This window comes from Streptomyces sp. NPDC008313, from assembly GCF_042956125.1.
Taxonomy (GTDB): domain Bacteria; phylum Actinomycetota; class Actinomycetes; order Streptomycetales; family Streptomycetaceae; genus Streptomyces.
Map to the genome: position 1 here is coordinate 36,778 of NZ_JBIBFR010000025.1, position 15,025 is coordinate 51,802.

Here is a 15,025-nt window from a genome sequence, read left to right on the forward strand (position 1 = left end):
TCAAGGATGCGGGCCCTCACGCATGTCCCGCGCTCCCAAGTCCGGGACGGCTCGCACCGGCAGGGGTACGGAGCCTCACGCGTCCCCATCAGTCACAGACGCTCCCGCGTCTCCCGTCCGCGTCCTTGACGGCGTCACATTCCGCGGGTACCCCAGAAGCCAGGGCACTCGACGCCGGAGGTGGTCATGGCGACGTCCGAACGGCACGAGACACGGGCCCTGCTCCGCGCCCACCTGGCGGCCGCTTCCGGGTACCGCCACCTGACGCGGCGCTGCCCGGTCTGCCATCGGCTCCTGCGGCTGGCCATGGAGCCCGCACAGCCCGCTCCGGGCGGCGAACGGGGCCGCGCGGCGCCCGCGGAGGAGGAGAGCGCCTCCACGGCCTGACAGACGCCTTACGGGCGGCGCGCCCGGAGGCCGGGCGCCGGCCCTCCCGCCTCCGCCGCGGAGAACCCGCAATTCACACACTCCGGCCACCTCGGTCCCTATTAGCGCAGAGACACCAGGCGTAACAAGAAGCGGAGTATGTGACGGGTGTCACCGCATAAGTTTTTGGGACGGCGGTGCTTATGCACTACCTACACCAGCTCAATTTAATATATGCAATTGCACTAACTCCCCGGGCCGTCCACAGGAGTTCCGACACCGGCCCCCAGACTCCGACAAGGCCGCGCAGAGACCGCCCGCTCCGCGTGTGACCAGGGCACAAAAAAGATCGCGCTGGACTCGGCGGAGTCCAGCGCGATCGACGACGCACCCATGAAAGCCTGTGGAACCGGGTCGGGCGTGGGCCCTGTTGGGGCAGAACCCGCGTCGTGTGGAGCTGTGGTGTGGGCCTTACGGTGAGGTGGGGGACCTACCGAATTGCCCGGTTATGCGGTTGTTCAGGCTTCGCTGCGCTGCTGCGGGATGCCCGCGAGCAGTGCGCGGACCTCCGCCTCGCGGTAGCGACGATGCCCGCCGAGCGTACGAATCGACGTGAGCTTGCCGGCCTTCGCCCACCGCGTGACCGTCTTGGGGTCGACACGGAACATGGTGGCGACCTCAGCCGGGGTCAGCAGCGGCTCGGCATCAGGGGTGCGAGCGGTCATGAGCGGCCTCCTCGGGAGAACCGAACCTTATCGGTTCATTCCTCTAAATTCTGCACCTTGACCCGCGTTGCCCGAAATGGCGGACGCGGGTCGAGTCGGTTATAGGACGAACGGCTTGTCCTCGGCACTACAACTACACCATCTGTCCAGCCGCGTCGGCCAAACCGATGGAATTGCCCTCCCAGGTGTTCATCAGCGACGGAAGCCGATGGACCATGCCATAGCGGACAGTCACGCCACTGTGACGATCAGTCACAGGGCGATCAGGAGGCACCAGACCCCCCATTGCGTGCAATGCTGAGATTCCACCCAAACACGGACGGACGGAGCCCTCCCCGGACTCCTTGTCCTATTTTGACACGAGGAGGGGCAAGGGGCGCAAGGGTTAGGTAAGTGCGGTCCGTCACGCTTGACACATAAGCCCGGATCGGGGCCTACGTCCGGGATGCCGACCCTTCGGCCCGTCAGGTCAAGGCCAAAGCTACACAGTTCGTCACAGGAGTGTGGCCCTGTCCACCCAACCCGCCTCCGGCTGAGACAGATTCACCAGGCACCGCCGCACCCGCCCCCTCTTCACGGGCACCGGTCAGCCGGAGCCGGGCCCCGCCCCCGCCCGGCGCCCCGCACCAAGCCCTCGCCGACCGGCCCCACCCCGCGCGACCGCCTCAGTTCGCCGAGCGCCGGTCCCGCACCGCCCGCCAGCGCTCCACCAGCCGCCCGTACGCCTCGCCGGCCGCGGCACCGTCCCCGCCGCGCAGCGCCTCGAGACCCTCGGCGACGTCCGCTGCCGAATGGTCCGAGTCCAGCTGGGCGGCCGGCAGCACGTGCACGAGCCCCGCGTAGTCCAGTTCCACCAGCGAACGCGGATGGAACTCCTCCAGCCAGCTCCCCACGTCGACCAGGCCGTCGATGAGCGGCCCCTCGTCGATCACGTCCTTCAGCGTCTTCAGCGCCCGCGCCACCCGCCGGCGCGCCTGCACCATCGGCGTCCGGTACCGCAGCACCGGCGCCTGCTCCCCGGACCCCTTGGCGTACTCCCGCTCCTCGTCCGAGACGAGTACGAACCAGTGCAGCGGCACCTGCCAGGTCGACGTGCGGATCCACGGGCGCGCGTCCGGGTTGACGGCCGTCCAACGCTCGTAGTCCTGGGCCGCCTGATCGCGTACGAGAGGCGGCAGCAGGGCGTCCAGGACCGGAGCGGGGTAGTCCCCGGCCAGCTCGGCCAGCGCCTGCCAGCCGCGCAGCCGGGTGCGCCACGGGCAGACGCAGAGCACGCCCTCGGCCTCCAGGACGAACGCGTCCGCGCTCTCGTGCACCGGCACGGGGACCGGCGGGGTGGGCAGCAGGTCGGCGAGCGAGCGGCGCAACTCGTCCTGGTACGAGGGGCGCTCGGCGCGCCGGGCGTAGCGGGACCAGTGGCCGCGCTCGGGCTCCGGAAAGGCGGCCAGTGGCTCGTAGACACGCAGATAGGACGCGTACGGGACGATCACCGAGGACACCTTGGGCACGCCTGCTCCCTCCCCAGCGGGCCGGACGCGAAACCCGGGCGAGGGGCTCCGCCGGGCCCGCGTCCGAGCAACTCGTCGATCACGGGAAAAGCGACTGGTAACGACTGGTAAACCATGGCAAATCGTGCCACGCCCCTGCCGCCGCTACTCCGCATGGAGGTGATCCTGAACACTGCGCGGATGGCGGGTGGGCACAGGCTCTACTCTCATGCCTGGCGGCTCACTGGCCGCCTGACACGGAGCCCGCCACCGTCTCCCGACCACAAGTGGGGGGACACCGGGGGATCCGCCACCACCCGCCGCTACTTACCCGGGAGTCACCACCGTGACCGACGTAACCGACGGCGTCCTGCACACCCTGTTCCACTCGGACCAGGGCGGTCATGAGCAAGTAGTGCTCTGCCAGGACCGGGCCACCGGCCTCAAGGCCGTCATCGCCATCCACTCCACCGCGCTGGGCCCCGCCCTGGGCGGTACGCGCTTCTACCCGTACGCGAGCGAGGAGGAGGCCGTCGCCGACGCCCTCAACCTGGCGCGCGGTATGTCGTACAAGAACGCCATGGCCGGTCTCGACCACGGCGGCGGCAAGGCCGTGATCATCGGTGACCCCGAGAAAATCAAGTCCGAGGAGCTGCTGCTCGCCTACGGCCGGTTCGTGGCCTCGCTCGGCGGCCGGTACGTGACCGCCTGCGACGTCGGCACGTACGTCGCCGACATGGACGTCGTCTCGCGCGAGTGCAACTGGACCACGGGCCGCTCCTCGGAGAACGGGGGCGCCGGAGACTCCTCCGTCCTCACCGCGTTCGGTGTCTACCAGGGCATGCGCGCGTCCGCCCAGCACCTGTGGGGCGACCCCTCCCTGCGCGACCGCACGGTCGGCATCGCGGGCGTCGGCAAGGTGGGCCACCACCTCGTCGAGCACCTGCTGGCCGAGGGTGCCCGCGTCGTCATCACGGACGTCCGCCAGGACGCCGTGCGGCGCATCGCCGACCAGCACCCCTCCGTCCGCGTGGTCGCCGACACCGAGGAGCTGATCCGGGTCGAGGGGCTCGACATCTACGCCCCCTGCGCACTGGGCGGGGCGCTGAACGACGACTCCGTGCCGGTCCTCACCGCCACGGTGGTGTGCGGCGCCGCCAACAACCAGCTCGCCCACCCGGGCGTCGAGAAGGACCTCGCCGACCGCGGGATCCTCTACGCGCCCGACTACGTGGTGAACGCCGGCGGTGTCATCCAGGTCGCCGACGAGCTGCACGGCTTCGACTTCGACCGGTGCCGGGCGAAGGCCGCGAAGATCTTCGACACCACGCTCGCCATCTTCGCACGTGCGAAGGATGACGGTATTCCGCCGGCCGCCGCGGCCGACCGGATCGCCGAGCACCGGATGGCCGAGGCCCGCGGTCTCTGAGTCGGGCGGCCGCCGGGAACGGAGGCCGGCCCGTCTCGGTACTTGTCAGGACCCCGCCGACAGGAGAGGTTGGAGACAACTCTCACTCTTGTCGGCGGGTCGTTCGCCAAGAAGAGGTTAAAATCGCGGTTGACCAGCGAGGACGGGGCACCTCGAGGGTCCTGGGTGAAGGCGCGTGCTGCGGGCGACGTACCGTATGGGCGCGGGCTCAGGTACCGTGGAAGCCCTACGGACCGGTCTCTCCACGGAGAGCCCGTTCTAGATCATGAACGCGTGTCAAGACTCTGGGGCCGTCGAGCCCCGTCACCGAGGGGGTCGAGCCATGGGGCGCGGCCGGGCCAAGGCCAAGCAGACGAAGGTCGCCCGCCAGCTGAAGTACAACAGCGGCGGGACTGACCTGTCGCGTCTGGCCAACGAGCTGGGCGCTTCGACTTCGAGCCAGCCGCCGAATGGCGAGCCGTTCGAGGACGACGACGACGAAGAGGACCCGTACGCCCAGTACGCGGATCTCTACAACGACGACGATGAGGACGAGGACGAGGAGTCCGGTTCCGCGTCGCAGCGTCGCGGCGCTTGACGCGCCACGGGTTTGCCGTAGCGACTGCACTTCACCCGGTCCGGGGCATCAGCGCCGGACCGGGTTTCGTGCTGTCCTCTGACGCGGGCTTACGCCCTACTTCGCGTAGTCACCGATCAGGGCCGCGCCGGTCGCGTGGTCCCCGCGCTCCGTGATCTCACCGGCGACCCAGGCGTCCACGCCGCGGTCGGCGAGGAGGGAGAGCGCGACGTCCGCGGATTCCTGCGGGACGATCGCGATCATGCCGACGCCCATGTTCAGCGTCTTCTCCAGCTCCAGCCGCTCGACGTCGCCCGTGGTGCCGACCAGGTCGAAGACCGGAGCCGGTGTCCAGGTCCCGCGGTCGACGATCGCGTGCAGCCCGTCCGGGATCACCCGGGCCAGGTTGGCCGCGAGGCCGCCGCCGGTGACATGGCTGAAGGCGTGCACCCCGGTGGTCCGGGTGAGCGCCAGGCAGTCCAGCGAGTAGATCTTGGTGGGCTCCAGGAGTTCCTCGCCGAGCGTCCGGCCGAACTCCTCGATCCGTGCCTCCAGGCTCAGCTTCGCCCGGTCCAGAAGGACGTGCCGGACGAGTGAGTACCCGTTCGAGTGAAGTCCCGAGGACGCCATGGCGATCACCGCGTCACCCGAACGGATGCGGTCGGGACCGAGCAGTGCGTCGGCCTCGACGACGCCCGTGCCGGCGCCCGCGACGTCGAAGTCGTCCGGGCCCAGCAGCCCCGGGTGCTCGGCCGTCTCGCCGCCCACGAGGGCGCAGCCGGCGAGCACACAGCCCTCGGCGATGCCCTTCACGATCGCGGCGACCCGCTCGGGGTGAACCTTGCCGACGCAGATGTAGTCGGTCATGAACAGCGGCTCCGCGCCGCACACGACGATGTCGTCCATGACCATCGCGACGAGGTCGTGGCCGATGCTGTCGTACACGCCGAGCCGGCGGGCCAGGTCGACCTTCGTACCGACGCCGTCGGTGGCGGAGGCGAGCAGCGGCCGCTCGTAGCGCTTGAGGGCGGAGGCGTCGAAGAGGCCGGCGAAACCGCCGATGCCGCCGAGTACCTCGGGGCGGCGCGTCTTCTTCACCCACTCCTTCATCAGCTCGACGGCGCGGTCGCCCGCCTCGATGTCGACGCCGGCAGCCGCGTAGCTGGCACCAGTGGTCTCAGTCTCAGACATGACAGTGAGAGCTTTCGTGTCGTACAGCTGTAGTGCTGCGGGGAGGGACGGGCGACTGTGCTGCGGGACCTACGGGCGACGGATCGCGTCGGCCGCGGCCGTGGCGGCGGGACCCGCCGCGAGCTCGGTCTCCAGAAGCTGCTTGCCGAGCAGCTCGGGGTCGGGGAGGTCCATCGGGTACTCGCCGTCGAAGCAGGCACGGCAGAGGTTCGGCTTGGCGATCGTGGTCGCCTCGATCATGCCGTCGATGGAGATGTACGAGAGGGAGTCGGCGCCCAGCGAGGTGCCGATCTCTTCGACGCTCATGCCGTTCGCGATCAGCTCGGCGCGGGTCGCGAAGTCGATGCCGAAGAAGCAGGGCCACTTCACGGGCGGGGACGAGATGCGGATGTGCACCTCGGCGGCGCCCGCCTCACGGAGCATCCGGACGAGGGCGCGCTGGGTGTTGCCGCGCACGATCGAGTCGTCGACCACGACCAGGCGCTTGCCCTTGATGACTTCCTTGAGCGGATTCAGCTTCAGCCGGATGCCCAGCTGGCGGATCGTCTGCGAGGGCTGGATGAACGTACGTCCGACGTACGCGTTCTTCACCAGGCCGGCACCGAAGGGGATGCCGGAGGCCTCCGCGTAACCGATCGCGGCCGGGGTCCCGGACTCCGGCGTCGCTATGACCAGGTCGGCCTCGGTGGGCGCCTCCTTGGCGAGACGGCGGCCCATCTCGACCCGGCTCAGGTACACGTTCCGCCCGGCGATGTCGGTGTCGGGACGGGCCAGGTAGACGTACTCGAAGACGCAGCCCTTGGGCTTCGCTTCCGCGAATCGCGAGGTACGCAGGCCGTTCTCGTCGATGGCGACGAACTCGCCCGGCTCTATCTCGCGGACGAAGCTGGCGCCGCAGATGTCGAGGGCGGCGGACTCGGAGGCGACGACCCAGCCCCGCTCCAGACGGCCGAGGACCAGCGGGCGGATGCCCTGCGGGTCACGGGCCGCGAAGAGCGTGTGCTCGTTCATGAAGACGAGCGAGAAGGCGCCCTGGACCTGCGGAAGGAGCCTGGGTGCCGCTTCCTCGACGGTCAGCGGCTTGCCGTCGTCGTCGACCTGGCCGGCGAGCAGCGCCGTGATCAGGTCGGTGTCGTTGGTGGCCGCCACCTGGGTGGCGCGGCCGTTCTCCTTGGGGAGGCCGGCGACCATCTCGGCGAGCTGCGCCGTGTTCACCAGGTTGCCGTTGTGGCCGAGCGCGATGGAGCCGTGCGCGGTGGCCCGGAACGTGGGCTGGGCGTTCTCCCAGACGGAGGCACCCGTGGTCGAGTAGCGGGCGTGTCCGACCGCGATATGACCCTGGAGCGAACCGAGAGAGGTCTCGTCGAAGACCTGGGACACGAGGCCCATGTCCTTGAAGACGAGGATCTGGGAGCCGTTGCTGACCGCGATTCCCGCGGATTCCTGGCCTCGATGCTGGAGGGCGTAGAGCCCGAAGTAAGTGAGCTTGGCGACCTCTTCGCCGGGGGCCCAGACACCGAAGACGCCGCAAGCGTCCTGGGGGCCTTTCTCACCGGGGAGCAGATCATGATTGAGTCGACCGTCACCACGTGGCACGCCACCGAGTGTAGGCGAGATCGACCACTGGTCCGAATTGGGGATCCGCGGCCCCTGGGGGTCACTTTTCGGCGACAGCACTCACGGTTGTGCCGTTTTCGCTGGTCAGGGTCATGGTGCGGTGATCCACCCGATAGCTGACGGTGCCGTCGAACAGACCGAGGAGGCTCTTCTCGACGGTCATGAGTGAGCGGTCGCACATCATCCGTGTCGTGATCGGCCTGCCGAGGGTAATATGTCCGTCGCGGACCGTGGCGTGGGCGGACACGCGGTTGCAGCCGAGGCGGCCTCCGACGGAGGAGTGCTTCGTGTCGAAGGTGAGGTACGTCCGTTTACCGGCCTCCTTCGGCAGGGGCCGGGCCGCGTTCGAGGTGCCGATGCCCGTCACCTTCCACCTGGTCCCGCCCAGCGGGGCGTCCTGCCGCTCGGTGAGGCGGACGCGGTCGCCGTCCCCGGTGGTGAGCGTGAGGGTGCCCTTCTCCGCCTCGGCCTGCAGCGGGCCGTCGGCGAGGGTGCGGGCGAGGGTGTTCTCGAAGGCCATCGGACCGTCCTCGCAGGCCATCTCGGTCTTCGTGGTGTCGCCGAGGCTGATGCGGTCGCCCCGGACGGTGGCGGTCGCCCGGAAGTGGTTGCACCCGTAGTCGCCCCGGACATCGCCGTCCTCGCCGATCTCCACGCCGGCTCCGTCGGGGGCGCGGTGCGTGGCCCCGTCCACGGTGACGCTGTCCACCGTCCAGTGGACGCCCGTGATCCGCGTCCCGTCGGCGTCGACGCTCCCGCTGCCTGCCTTCTGGGTGCCACAGGCCGCCGCCAGCGGGAGCAGGGCCAGGGCCGTGAGGGTCAGTCGGTGCCTGTACATGCCGATTCGACGGGAGAGGTGGGGGTACCGGTTCCATCCGGACGCGAGCCGGGACGCGAGTCGGTTCCCACCTGAGCGCCTGCCGGTTCCACCGCGGCCGCGGGCTCCGGTGCTCGGCCGGCCTCGCGCCGGCGGGCTCCGGTGCTCGGCCGGCAGGAGGGCGGGTGCTCAGCCCATCAGCGGGAGCAGGCCGCTGATGTCCGCGCGTTCCCCACTGGCGCTGACCCGGGCCTCGTGGAGCGCCGTCTCCCACCGCGTCCGTCCGGTCGCGAGCCGGATCCAGGTGAGCGGGTCCGTCTCCACCACGTTCGGCGGGGTGCCCCTGGTGTGACGGGGGCCCGCCACACACTGCACCACCGCGTACGGCGGGATCCGCACCTCCGTGGACGCTCCGGGCGCCTTCACCGCCAGCGCGTCGGCGAGCAGCCGCGTGCAGGCGGCCAGCGCCTGCCGGTCGAGGGGGATCTCGGTTCCGGCCGCGCGGTTCAGGTCGTCGGTGTGGACGACGAGTTCGACGGTACGGGTGACGAGGTAGTCGGCGAGCGTCATGGCACCGGTGCGGGTGCCGAGCAGCCGGGCGTCGGGTGCCGTGGCCAGGCGTTCGGTGACGCGCTCCTCGGTACGGGCGTAGAGGGCGTCGAGGTCGGGATACCGCTCGGCCAGCTCCCGGACCGCGTCGGCGATGTCGGCGGCCCGCGCGGCGGTGGCGGACGGCCAGTCGGGCAGCCCGAGCGCGGTCGCGGCCGGCTCCTCCCGGTCGAGGTTCCGGCTGACGGTCTCCACGGCCATGGTGACGTGCGCGGCCAGGTCCCTCACGGTCCAGTCCCCGAGCCCGGTGGCCCGCTCCAGCTGCTCGTCGCTCAGACCGCGCACGGCCTCCCGTACGTGCCCGAACTGCGCGAGTACCGCCGCGCGGATCTTGCCGGAGTCGTACTTGCGGACGCGCTTGCTGACCGGAGGCATGGCGGAAAGCCTAGGACCTGCCCGGCGGCTCGCGCCGCGGAGTCCCGAAGCTCGGCCGCGTACCCCTGCGGGCCGGGGAGAAGGCAGCTCCTGGCTACGGGCGGAAGGCCGAGGCCTTCGGGAAGGTCACGCCGGTGCAGCCGCGGCTCTCGGTCACGGAGTCGACGTACGCCTTGAAGGCGGCGCGAGCCCGGGGGCGGGCCGCGTCGTCGTAGCCGAGTCCGATGGTGAAGGTGTGCACGGCGGGGCGGCCCTCGCAGGTGGAGGAGGCCCACCAGACCCCGGCCGCCCGGTCGACGCCCGCGGTACCGGGCCGTGCGGGTGTCCGGTGGCCACCGATACGCTCGGCCACCACCTCGCGCGCCTCGTCCCCGAAGAACGAGTCGGTCCGTATCCACCAGGGCTGATGGTCCAGTACGTCGTCGAGCCGGACGGAGTCGGTCTTCTCCCGGGCGAGCGTCGGCCACACCCGCCTCGTCTGGGCCGGGCTCGCCGCGAGCAGGCAGCTCTCCGTGACGGAGTGCTCGCCGACGGGGGCGGACAGCGCGCGGTCGGGAAGCTTGCCGAGACCCTCCAGTTCGACGAACCGCCGGTACCAGCCGCAGGTCCCGCCGGCCTTCGGCGAGGTGGCCTTCACCAGGCGGGCGTCCGCTATGTAGAGCCGGGCGACGAGGGGCGCGGGAGTCTCCGGGGTGCAGCCGATGCGCTTCGCCGCCTTGTACGCGGCGTCGCGGGCCAGCTCGACGAGGGCCAGCCGGTCGGCGAGGCCGACATGCTCGTAGTCGGCGCGCGCCACGGCGTTCACCGAGGTGACCTGGCCGGTCCCACCCCGGGCCGCCTCGCCCTTCTCGCAGACGACCTTGACGTCGGCGCTGTCGTCCCCGTAGTGGCCGACACGTCCGTCGTCCTCGCCCGGGGCGTCGAGCGGGTACTCGGGTGACTCGTCGGCCACCCGGGTCAGGTCGCCGGTGTGCTCGCGGGCCCGCTCCTCGAAGGGATCCTCCGTCCCGCTCAGGACGTGGGCGTACCGGCCGCTGGGGTCGGTGTGGACGCTCAGCTCGAAGTGGCCGTACGTGGTGCCCGGTTCGCCGACCCGGTAGAGCACGCAGGTGCCCGGCAGCGCGTGCGAGGCGAACCGGTCGCCGCTCCGGCTTCCCGGACGGACCCGCGTCGTCCCGCCGTTCAGCCCGAGCACCTTGCCGGGGTCGGCCAGTCCCGCGCAGGCCCCGGTGATCCGCTGCCGGCTGGCCTTCCGGTCCAGCCGCTCCTCGTTCTCCAGCCACAGCCCCCAGGTGGCCGCCAGGATGCCGAACACTGCCGCGAGGGCGAACAGTTGGTTGAACGCGTTGCGAGGGCGGCTGCCGCGGTCCGGGGTGAGCCATCGTGAACGGGGGAACGGCACAGGAGAACATCCGGCCCCCGACGGCGGGTTCAGCTCAGCGCGGTTCGACTCCCTCATGACTCTCCCCCGTACATGTCCGACGCCGGAGAACGCGTCGACACCACAAAACGCTAGCAGCGGCCACCGACAACGCCGCGGCCCCGACCGGATCGTGAGGATCCGGCCGGGGCCTTCAACGTGTACCGCCCGCCGGGCGATCAGGCCAGCAGGGCCGGGATGGTCGCCTCGTGGGCCGTGCGGAGATCGGTCAGGGGGAGGGTGAACTCGCCCTGGACCTCGACCGCGTCCCCGTCGACGACACCGATGCGGGTGGCCGGCAGGCCGCGCGCACCGCACATGTCGTTGAAACGGAGCTCCTCCGAGCGCGGGACGGCGACGACCGCGCGGCCCGCCGACTCCGAGAAGAGGAACGTGAACGCGTCGAGGCCGTCCGGGACGACCAGCCGGGCGCCCTTGCCGCCGAGCAGCGCGGACTCGACGACCGCCTGGACCAGGCCGCCGTCGGACAGGTCATGTGCGGAGTCGATCATTCCGTCGCGGGAGGCGGAGATCAGGATCTCGCCGAGCAGCCGCTCACGCTCCAGGTCCACCTGCGGCGGCAGACCGCCGAGGTGGTCGTGGATCACCTGCGACCAGGCCGAACCGCCGAACTCCTCACGGGTGTGGCCGAGCAGGTAGAGGAGCTGGCCCTCCTCCTGGAAGGCGACCGGGGTGCGGCGCGTGACGTCGTCGATCACACCGAGCACGGCCACGACCGGCGTCGGGTGGATGGCGGCCTCGCCCGTCTGGTTGTAGAGCGAGACGTTTCCGCCGGTCACGGGGGTGCCGAGCTGCAGACAGCCGTCGGCGAGGCCGCGGATCGCCTCGGCGAACTGCCACATGACGGCCGGGTCCTCGGGCGAGCCGAAGTTCAGGCAGTCGGAGACCGCGAGGGGCTTGGCGCCCGTCGTGGCCACGTTGCGGTAGGCCTCGGCGAGCGCGAGCTGCGCGCCGGTGTACGGGTCGAGCTTCGCGTAGCGGCCGTTGCCGTCCGTGGCGATGGCGACGCCGAGTCCGGTCTCCTCGTCGATGCGGATCATGCCCGAGTCCTCGGGCTGCGCCAGCACCGTGTTGCCCTGCACGAAGCGGTCGTACTGGGAGGTGATCCAGGACTTGGAGGCCTGGTTCGGGGACGAGACGAGCCTGAGGACCTGGTCCTTGAGCTCGTCGGACGTCGTGGGCCGGGGCAGCTTGTTCGCGTCGTCCGCCTGGAGTGCGTCCTGCCAGGACGGGCGGGCGTAGGGGCGCTCGTAGACCGGGCCGTCGTGCGCGACGGTGCGCGGGTCGACGTCGACGATCTTGCCGCCGTGCCAGTAGATCTCCAGGCGGTCGCCGTCGGTGACCTCACCGATGACCGTCGCGATGACGTCCCACTTGTCGCAGATCTCGAGGAAACGGTCGACCTTCTCCGGCTCCACGACCGCGCACATGCGCTCCTGCGACTCGCTCATGAGGATCTCCTCGGGCGAGAGCGTGGAGTCGCGCAGCGGTACGTCGTCGAGGGTGACGCGCATGCCGCCGGAACCGTTCGAGGCCAGCTCGGAGGTGGCGCACGACAGGCCGGCCGCGCCCAGGTCCTGGATGCCGACGACCAGCTTCTCGGCGAACGCCTCCAGGGTGCACTCGATGAGGAGCTTCTCCTGGAAGGGGTCGCCGACCTGGACGGCGGGACGCTTGGAGGGCTTGGCGTCGTCGAAGGTCTCGGAGGCCAGGATGGAGGCGCCGCCGATGCCGTCGCCGCCCGTGCGGGCCCCGTACAGGATGACCTTGTTGCCGGCGCCGGACGCCTTCGCGAGGTGGATGTCCTCGTGCTTCATCACGCCGATGGCACCGGCGTTGACCAGCGGGTTGCCCTGGTAGCAGGCGTCGAAGACGACCTCGCCGCCGATGTTCGGCAGGCCCAGGCAGTTGCCGTAGCCGCCGATGCCGGCGACGACGCCGGGCAGGACGCGCTTGGTGTCGGGGTGGTCGGCCGCGCCGAAGCGCAGCGGGTCCACGACCGCGACCGGGCGGGCGCCCATCGCGATGATGTCGCGCACGATGCCGCCGACGCCCGTGGCCGCGCCCTGGTAGGGCTCCACGTACGAGGGGTGGTTGTGCGACTCGACCTTGAAGGTGACGGCGTAGCCCTGGCCGACGTCCACGACGCCCGCGTTCTCCCCGATGCCGACCAGCATCGCGTCGGACTGCGGGGCCTTCTCGCCGAACTGGCGGAGGTGGACCTTGGAGGACTTGTACGAGCAGTGCTCGGACCACATGACCGAGTACATGGCGAGCTCGGCGCCGGTGGGCCTGCGGCCGAGGATCTCCACGACCCGCTCGTACTCGTCCTTCTTGAGGCCCAGCTCGGCCCAGGGCAGCTCGACGTCGGGGGTCGCGGCCGCGTTCTCGACCGTGTCCAGCGGAGTGCGGCTCATGCGGTGACCAGCTTCTTGATGATCGAGGTGAAGAAGGGGAGGCCGTCGGTGCGGCCGGACCCGATGAGGGGTTCGGTGGCGTGCTCCGGGTGCGGCATCAGTCCGACGACGTTGCCCGCCTCGTTCGAGATGCCGGCGATGTCCCGCAACGACCCGTTCGGGTTGCCCTCCAGGTAGCGGAAGGCGACGCGGCCCTCCGCTTCCAGCATGTCGAGGGTGCGCTCGTCGGCGACGTACCGCCCGTCCATGTTCTTCAGCGGGATGTGGATCTCCTGGCCGGACGTGTAGTCGGTGGTCCAGGCGGTGTCCGCGTTCTCCACCCGCAGTTTCTGGTCACGGCAGATGAAGTGCAGGTGGTCGTTGCCGAGCATCGCGCCGGGCAGCAGATGGGCCTCGGTGAGGATCTGGAAGCCGTTGCAGATGCCGAGGACGGGCATTCCGGACTTCGCCTGCTCCAGGAGGGTCTCCATCACCGGCGAGAAGCGGGCGATGGCACCGGCGCGCAGATAGTCGCCGTAGGAGAAACCGCCGCACAGCACCACGGCGTCGACCTGCTTGAGGTCCTTGTCCTTGTGCCAGAGAGCGACGGGCTCGGCCCCGGCGAGCTTGATCGCGCGCTGGGTGTCACGGTCGTCGAGGCTGCCGGGAAAGGTGACGACTCCAATGCGAGCGGTCACTTTCCGGCCTCCACCTTCTCGTCCTCCACCTTCACGGTGAAGTCCTCGATCACGGTGTTGGCGAGGAAGGATTCCGCCATCTCATGGATGCGGGCGAGCGCGGCTTCGTCGACCGGCCCGTCGACTTCGAGTTCGAAACGCTTTCCTTGACGTACATCGGAGACGCCCTCGAAACCGAGGCGCGGCAGTGCACGCTGCACCGCCTGGCCCTGGGGGTCGAGGATCTCCGGCTTGAGCATGACGTCGACTACGACGCGTGCCACTGGCACTCCCGGTGTGTGGTGCTGAGCAGGTCCCTTCAGACTACCCGGACAAAATTTCTACTCGCGTAGATTCGTAGCTTCCTACGTGACCGTCATCACCACGAGGGGCCCGCGCCAGTGCCTTCACGGAAAATCCCGGGAAAAATCTCGGGAGCCGGACGGAGACCCCCATTGCGCCGGGACACGCGGACGGTTTTAGTCGGGCTTCACATTGCAATGCCAACCACTGTACAAATGAATTGGCAATAGCCGATACTTTCTCCCATAACAGCCGGACAGCCGACAACTCCGTACGCTGCCGAGCGACGTGCCCGCTCCCTCAAGCACGCCGTCATCGCACGTCATCGCGGGGTATGTCGCACGAAGGGACCGATATTCGTGGCGCAGCGTGTCGTAGTCACTGTCTTTGACGACATCGACGGCTCGGAAGCGGCGGAGACGATCGCCTTCGGGCTGGACGGCAAGTCGTACGAGATCGACCTGAATCAAGCCAACGCCAAGAAACTGCGTAAGGCCCTCGCGCCCTACGTCGAGGCCGGCCGCAAGCGGGCGCGGTCCGGGAAGGCGTACACCCACACCGCGCTGACCCCCGACCCGGCGGCCGTCCGGGCCTGGGCCCGCTCCAACCAGCTGGACGTCCCGCCGCGCGGCCGGATCCCCAAGAAGGTGTACGAGGCGTTCGCCGAGGCGCACTGACAGGGGCCGCTCCCCGGCCGCCGCGGACGGAGCACCGTCCGGGGACGACGGCCGGGGCCCAGGTCCGGGGGCCGACGTTCGGGCGACGTCCGGGACGACGCGGCCGCCGGGCGCGGCGGCACTCGCGGCGGCGCCGTCCGGACGACGGCCGCCTGTGCCCGTCATCGGGCCCTGAGGGCAACCGACTTGCGCTGCCCCCCTGCTGGTCAGTTAGAGTCTGGAGCACGCCGAGGGGCGAGGCCGAAAGGCCGGGCCTCACGGAGTCACGCGGGTGTAGTTCAGTAGTAGAACATCCCCCTTCCAGGGGGAAGGCGCAGTGTGCAATTCCTGTCACCCGCTCTGCATCGCTCACCGAGCAT

At 70.0% G+C, this 15,025-nt stretch carries 14 protein-coding genes and 1 tRNA gene; 5 read left to right on the forward strand and 10 right to left on the reverse strand.

Features of this window, described 5'->3' with window-relative positions; all coding sequences use genetic code 11:
- Positions 1–186 precede the first annotated feature (186 nt).
- Complete coding sequence (locus tag ACFY93_RS28025) at positions 187–387, forward strand: DUF6274 family protein (RefSeq protein ID WP_391364076.1); 201 nt, start codon at positions 187–189, stop codon at positions 385–387.
- 497 nt (positions 388–884) lie between these two features.
- Here ACFY93_RS28025 and bldC read toward each other — a convergent pair whose 3' ends face one another.
- A complete protein-coding gene (gene bldC / locus ACFY93_RS28030; protein ID WP_003949541.1) occupies positions 885–1,091 on the reverse strand; it encodes a developmental transcriptional regulator BldC in 207 nt (68 codons plus the stop codon).
- Positions 1,092–1,756: 665 nt separating this feature from the next.
- On the reverse strand, positions 1,757–2,599 hold the full coding sequence (locus ACFY93_RS28035) for a hypothetical protein (protein ID WP_391364079.1): 843 nt from the start codon (positions 2,597–2,599) through the stop codon (positions 1,757–1,759).
- A gap of 325 nt (positions 2,600–2,924) precedes the next feature.
- Here ACFY93_RS28035 and ACFY93_RS28040 point away from each other — a divergent pair, with 325 nt between their 5' ends.
- Both ACFY93_RS28040 and ACFY93_RS28045 read left to right on the forward strand, forming a co-directional pair.
- A complete protein-coding gene (locus ACFY93_RS28040; RefSeq protein WP_391364081.1) occupies positions 2,925–4,007 on the forward strand; it encodes a Glu/Leu/Phe/Val dehydrogenase dimerization domain-containing protein in 1,083 nt (360 codons plus the stop codon).
- 322 nt (positions 4,008–4,329) lie between these two features.
- Positions 4,330–4,584 carry a DUF3073 family protein gene (locus ACFY93_RS28045; protein ID WP_391364083.1) on the forward strand — a complete coding sequence of 85 codons (255 nt, stop codon included), beginning with the start codon at positions 4,330–4,332 and terminating at the stop codon, positions 4,582–4,584.
- A gap of 96 nt (positions 4,585–4,680) precedes the next feature.
- On the opposite strand, the gene purM is transcribed toward ACFY93_RS28045, so the two are convergent.
- The 8 genes from purM to purS form a co-directional block, all read right to left on the reverse strand.
- Complete coding sequence (purM, locus tag ACFY93_RS28050; protein ID WP_391364085.1) at positions 4,681–5,754, reverse strand: phosphoribosylformylglycinamidine cyclo-ligase; 1,074 nt, start codon at positions 5,752–5,754, stop codon at positions 4,681–4,683.
- Between the two features lie 69 nt (positions 5,755–5,823).
- Entirely contained in the window at positions 5,824–7,350 is a 1,527-nt protein-coding gene (gene purF / locus ACFY93_RS28055) for an amidophosphoribosyltransferase (RefSeq protein WP_391364087.1), read from the reverse strand.
- A gap of 61 nt (positions 7,351–7,411) precedes the next feature.
- Positions 7,412–8,209: an META domain-containing protein gene (locus ACFY93_RS28060; protein ID WP_391364089.1), complete on the reverse strand. Its 798-nt coding sequence runs from the start codon at positions 8,207–8,209 to the stop codon at positions 7,412–7,414.
- A gap of 168 nt (positions 8,210–8,377) precedes the next feature.
- A complete protein-coding gene (locus ACFY93_RS28065) occupies positions 8,378–9,172 on the reverse strand; it encodes a sterol carrier family protein (RefSeq protein WP_391364091.1) in 795 nt (264 codons plus the stop codon).
- A 94-nt stretch (positions 9,173–9,266) separates the two neighbouring features.
- Complete coding sequence (locus tag ACFY93_RS28070; protein ID WP_391364092.1) at positions 9,267–10,631, reverse strand: hypothetical protein; 1,365 nt, start codon at positions 10,629–10,631, stop codon at positions 9,267–9,269.
- A gap of 140 nt (positions 10,632–10,771) precedes the next feature.
- Positions 10,772–13,030 carry a phosphoribosylformylglycinamidine synthase subunit PurL gene (gene purL / locus ACFY93_RS28075; RefSeq protein ID WP_391364094.1) on the reverse strand — a complete coding sequence of 753 codons (2,259 nt, stop codon included), beginning with the start codon at positions 13,028–13,030 and terminating at the stop codon, positions 10,772–10,774.
- The gene (gene purQ / locus ACFY93_RS28080) at positions 13,027–13,707 is read right to left on the reverse strand and encodes a phosphoribosylformylglycinamidine synthase subunit PurQ (RefSeq protein WP_391364096.1); all 681 of its coding nucleotides are present in this window, start codon (positions 13,705–13,707) and stop codon (positions 13,027–13,029) included. The genes purL and purQ overlap by 4 nt, the downstream gene beginning before the upstream one ends.
- Entirely contained in the window at positions 13,704–13,970 is a 267-nt protein-coding gene (gene purS / locus ACFY93_RS28085) for a phosphoribosylformylglycinamidine synthase subunit PurS (RefSeq protein WP_391364098.1), read from the reverse strand. The genes purQ and purS overlap by 4 nt, the downstream gene beginning before the upstream one ends.
- A gap of 378 nt (positions 13,971–14,348) precedes the next feature.
- On the opposite strand from purS, the gene ACFY93_RS28090 reads away from it, so the two are divergent.
- Together ACFY93_RS28090 and ACFY93_RS28095 are read left to right on the forward strand one after the other, a co-directional pair.
- Complete coding sequence (locus tag ACFY93_RS28090; protein WP_391364100.1) at positions 14,349–14,666, forward strand: histone-like nucleoid-structuring protein Lsr2; 318 nt, start codon at positions 14,349–14,351, stop codon at positions 14,664–14,666.
- A gap of 267 nt (positions 14,667–14,933) precedes the next feature.
- Positions 14,934–15,005: transfer RNA gene (locus ACFY93_RS28095), tRNA-Gly, on the forward strand.
- Positions 15,006–15,025 lie beyond the last annotated feature (20 nt).

What these genes read in the sequence shown, in the direction of transcription:
- ACFY93_RS28045 (WP_391364083.1), top strand. Translation starts at nt 4,330, where the DNA reads ATGGGGCGCGGCCGGGCCAAGGCCAAGCAGACGAAGGTCGCCCGCCAG.
- bldC (WP_003949541.1), bottom strand. Translation starts at nt 1,091, where the DNA reads ATGACCGCTCGCACCCCTGATGCCGAGCCGCTGCTGACCCCGGCTGAG.
- ACFY93_RS28065 (WP_391364091.1), bottom strand. Translation starts at nt 9,172, where the DNA reads ATGCCTCCGGTCAGCAAGCGCGTCCGCAAGTACGACTCCGGCAAGATC.
- ACFY93_RS28060 (WP_391364089.1), bottom strand. Translation starts at nt 8,209, where the DNA reads ATGTACAGGCACCGACTGACCCTCACGGCCCTGGCCCTGCTCCCGCTG.
- ACFY93_RS28025 (WP_391364076.1), top strand. Translation starts at nt 187, where the DNA reads ATGGCGACGTCCGAACGGCACGAGACACGGGCCCTGCTCCGCGCCCAC.
- purM (WP_391364085.1), bottom strand. Translation starts at nt 5,754, where the DNA reads ATGTCTGAGACTGAGACCACTGGTGCCAGCTACGCGGCTGCCGGCGTC.
- ACFY93_RS28070 (WP_391364092.1), bottom strand. Translation starts at nt 10,631, where the DNA reads ATGAGGGAGTCGAACCGCGCTGAGCTGAACCCGCCGTCGGGGGCCGGA.
- purL (WP_391364094.1), bottom strand. Translation starts at nt 13,030, where the DNA reads ATGAGCCGCACTCCGCTGGACACGGTCGAGAACGCGGCCGCGACCCCC.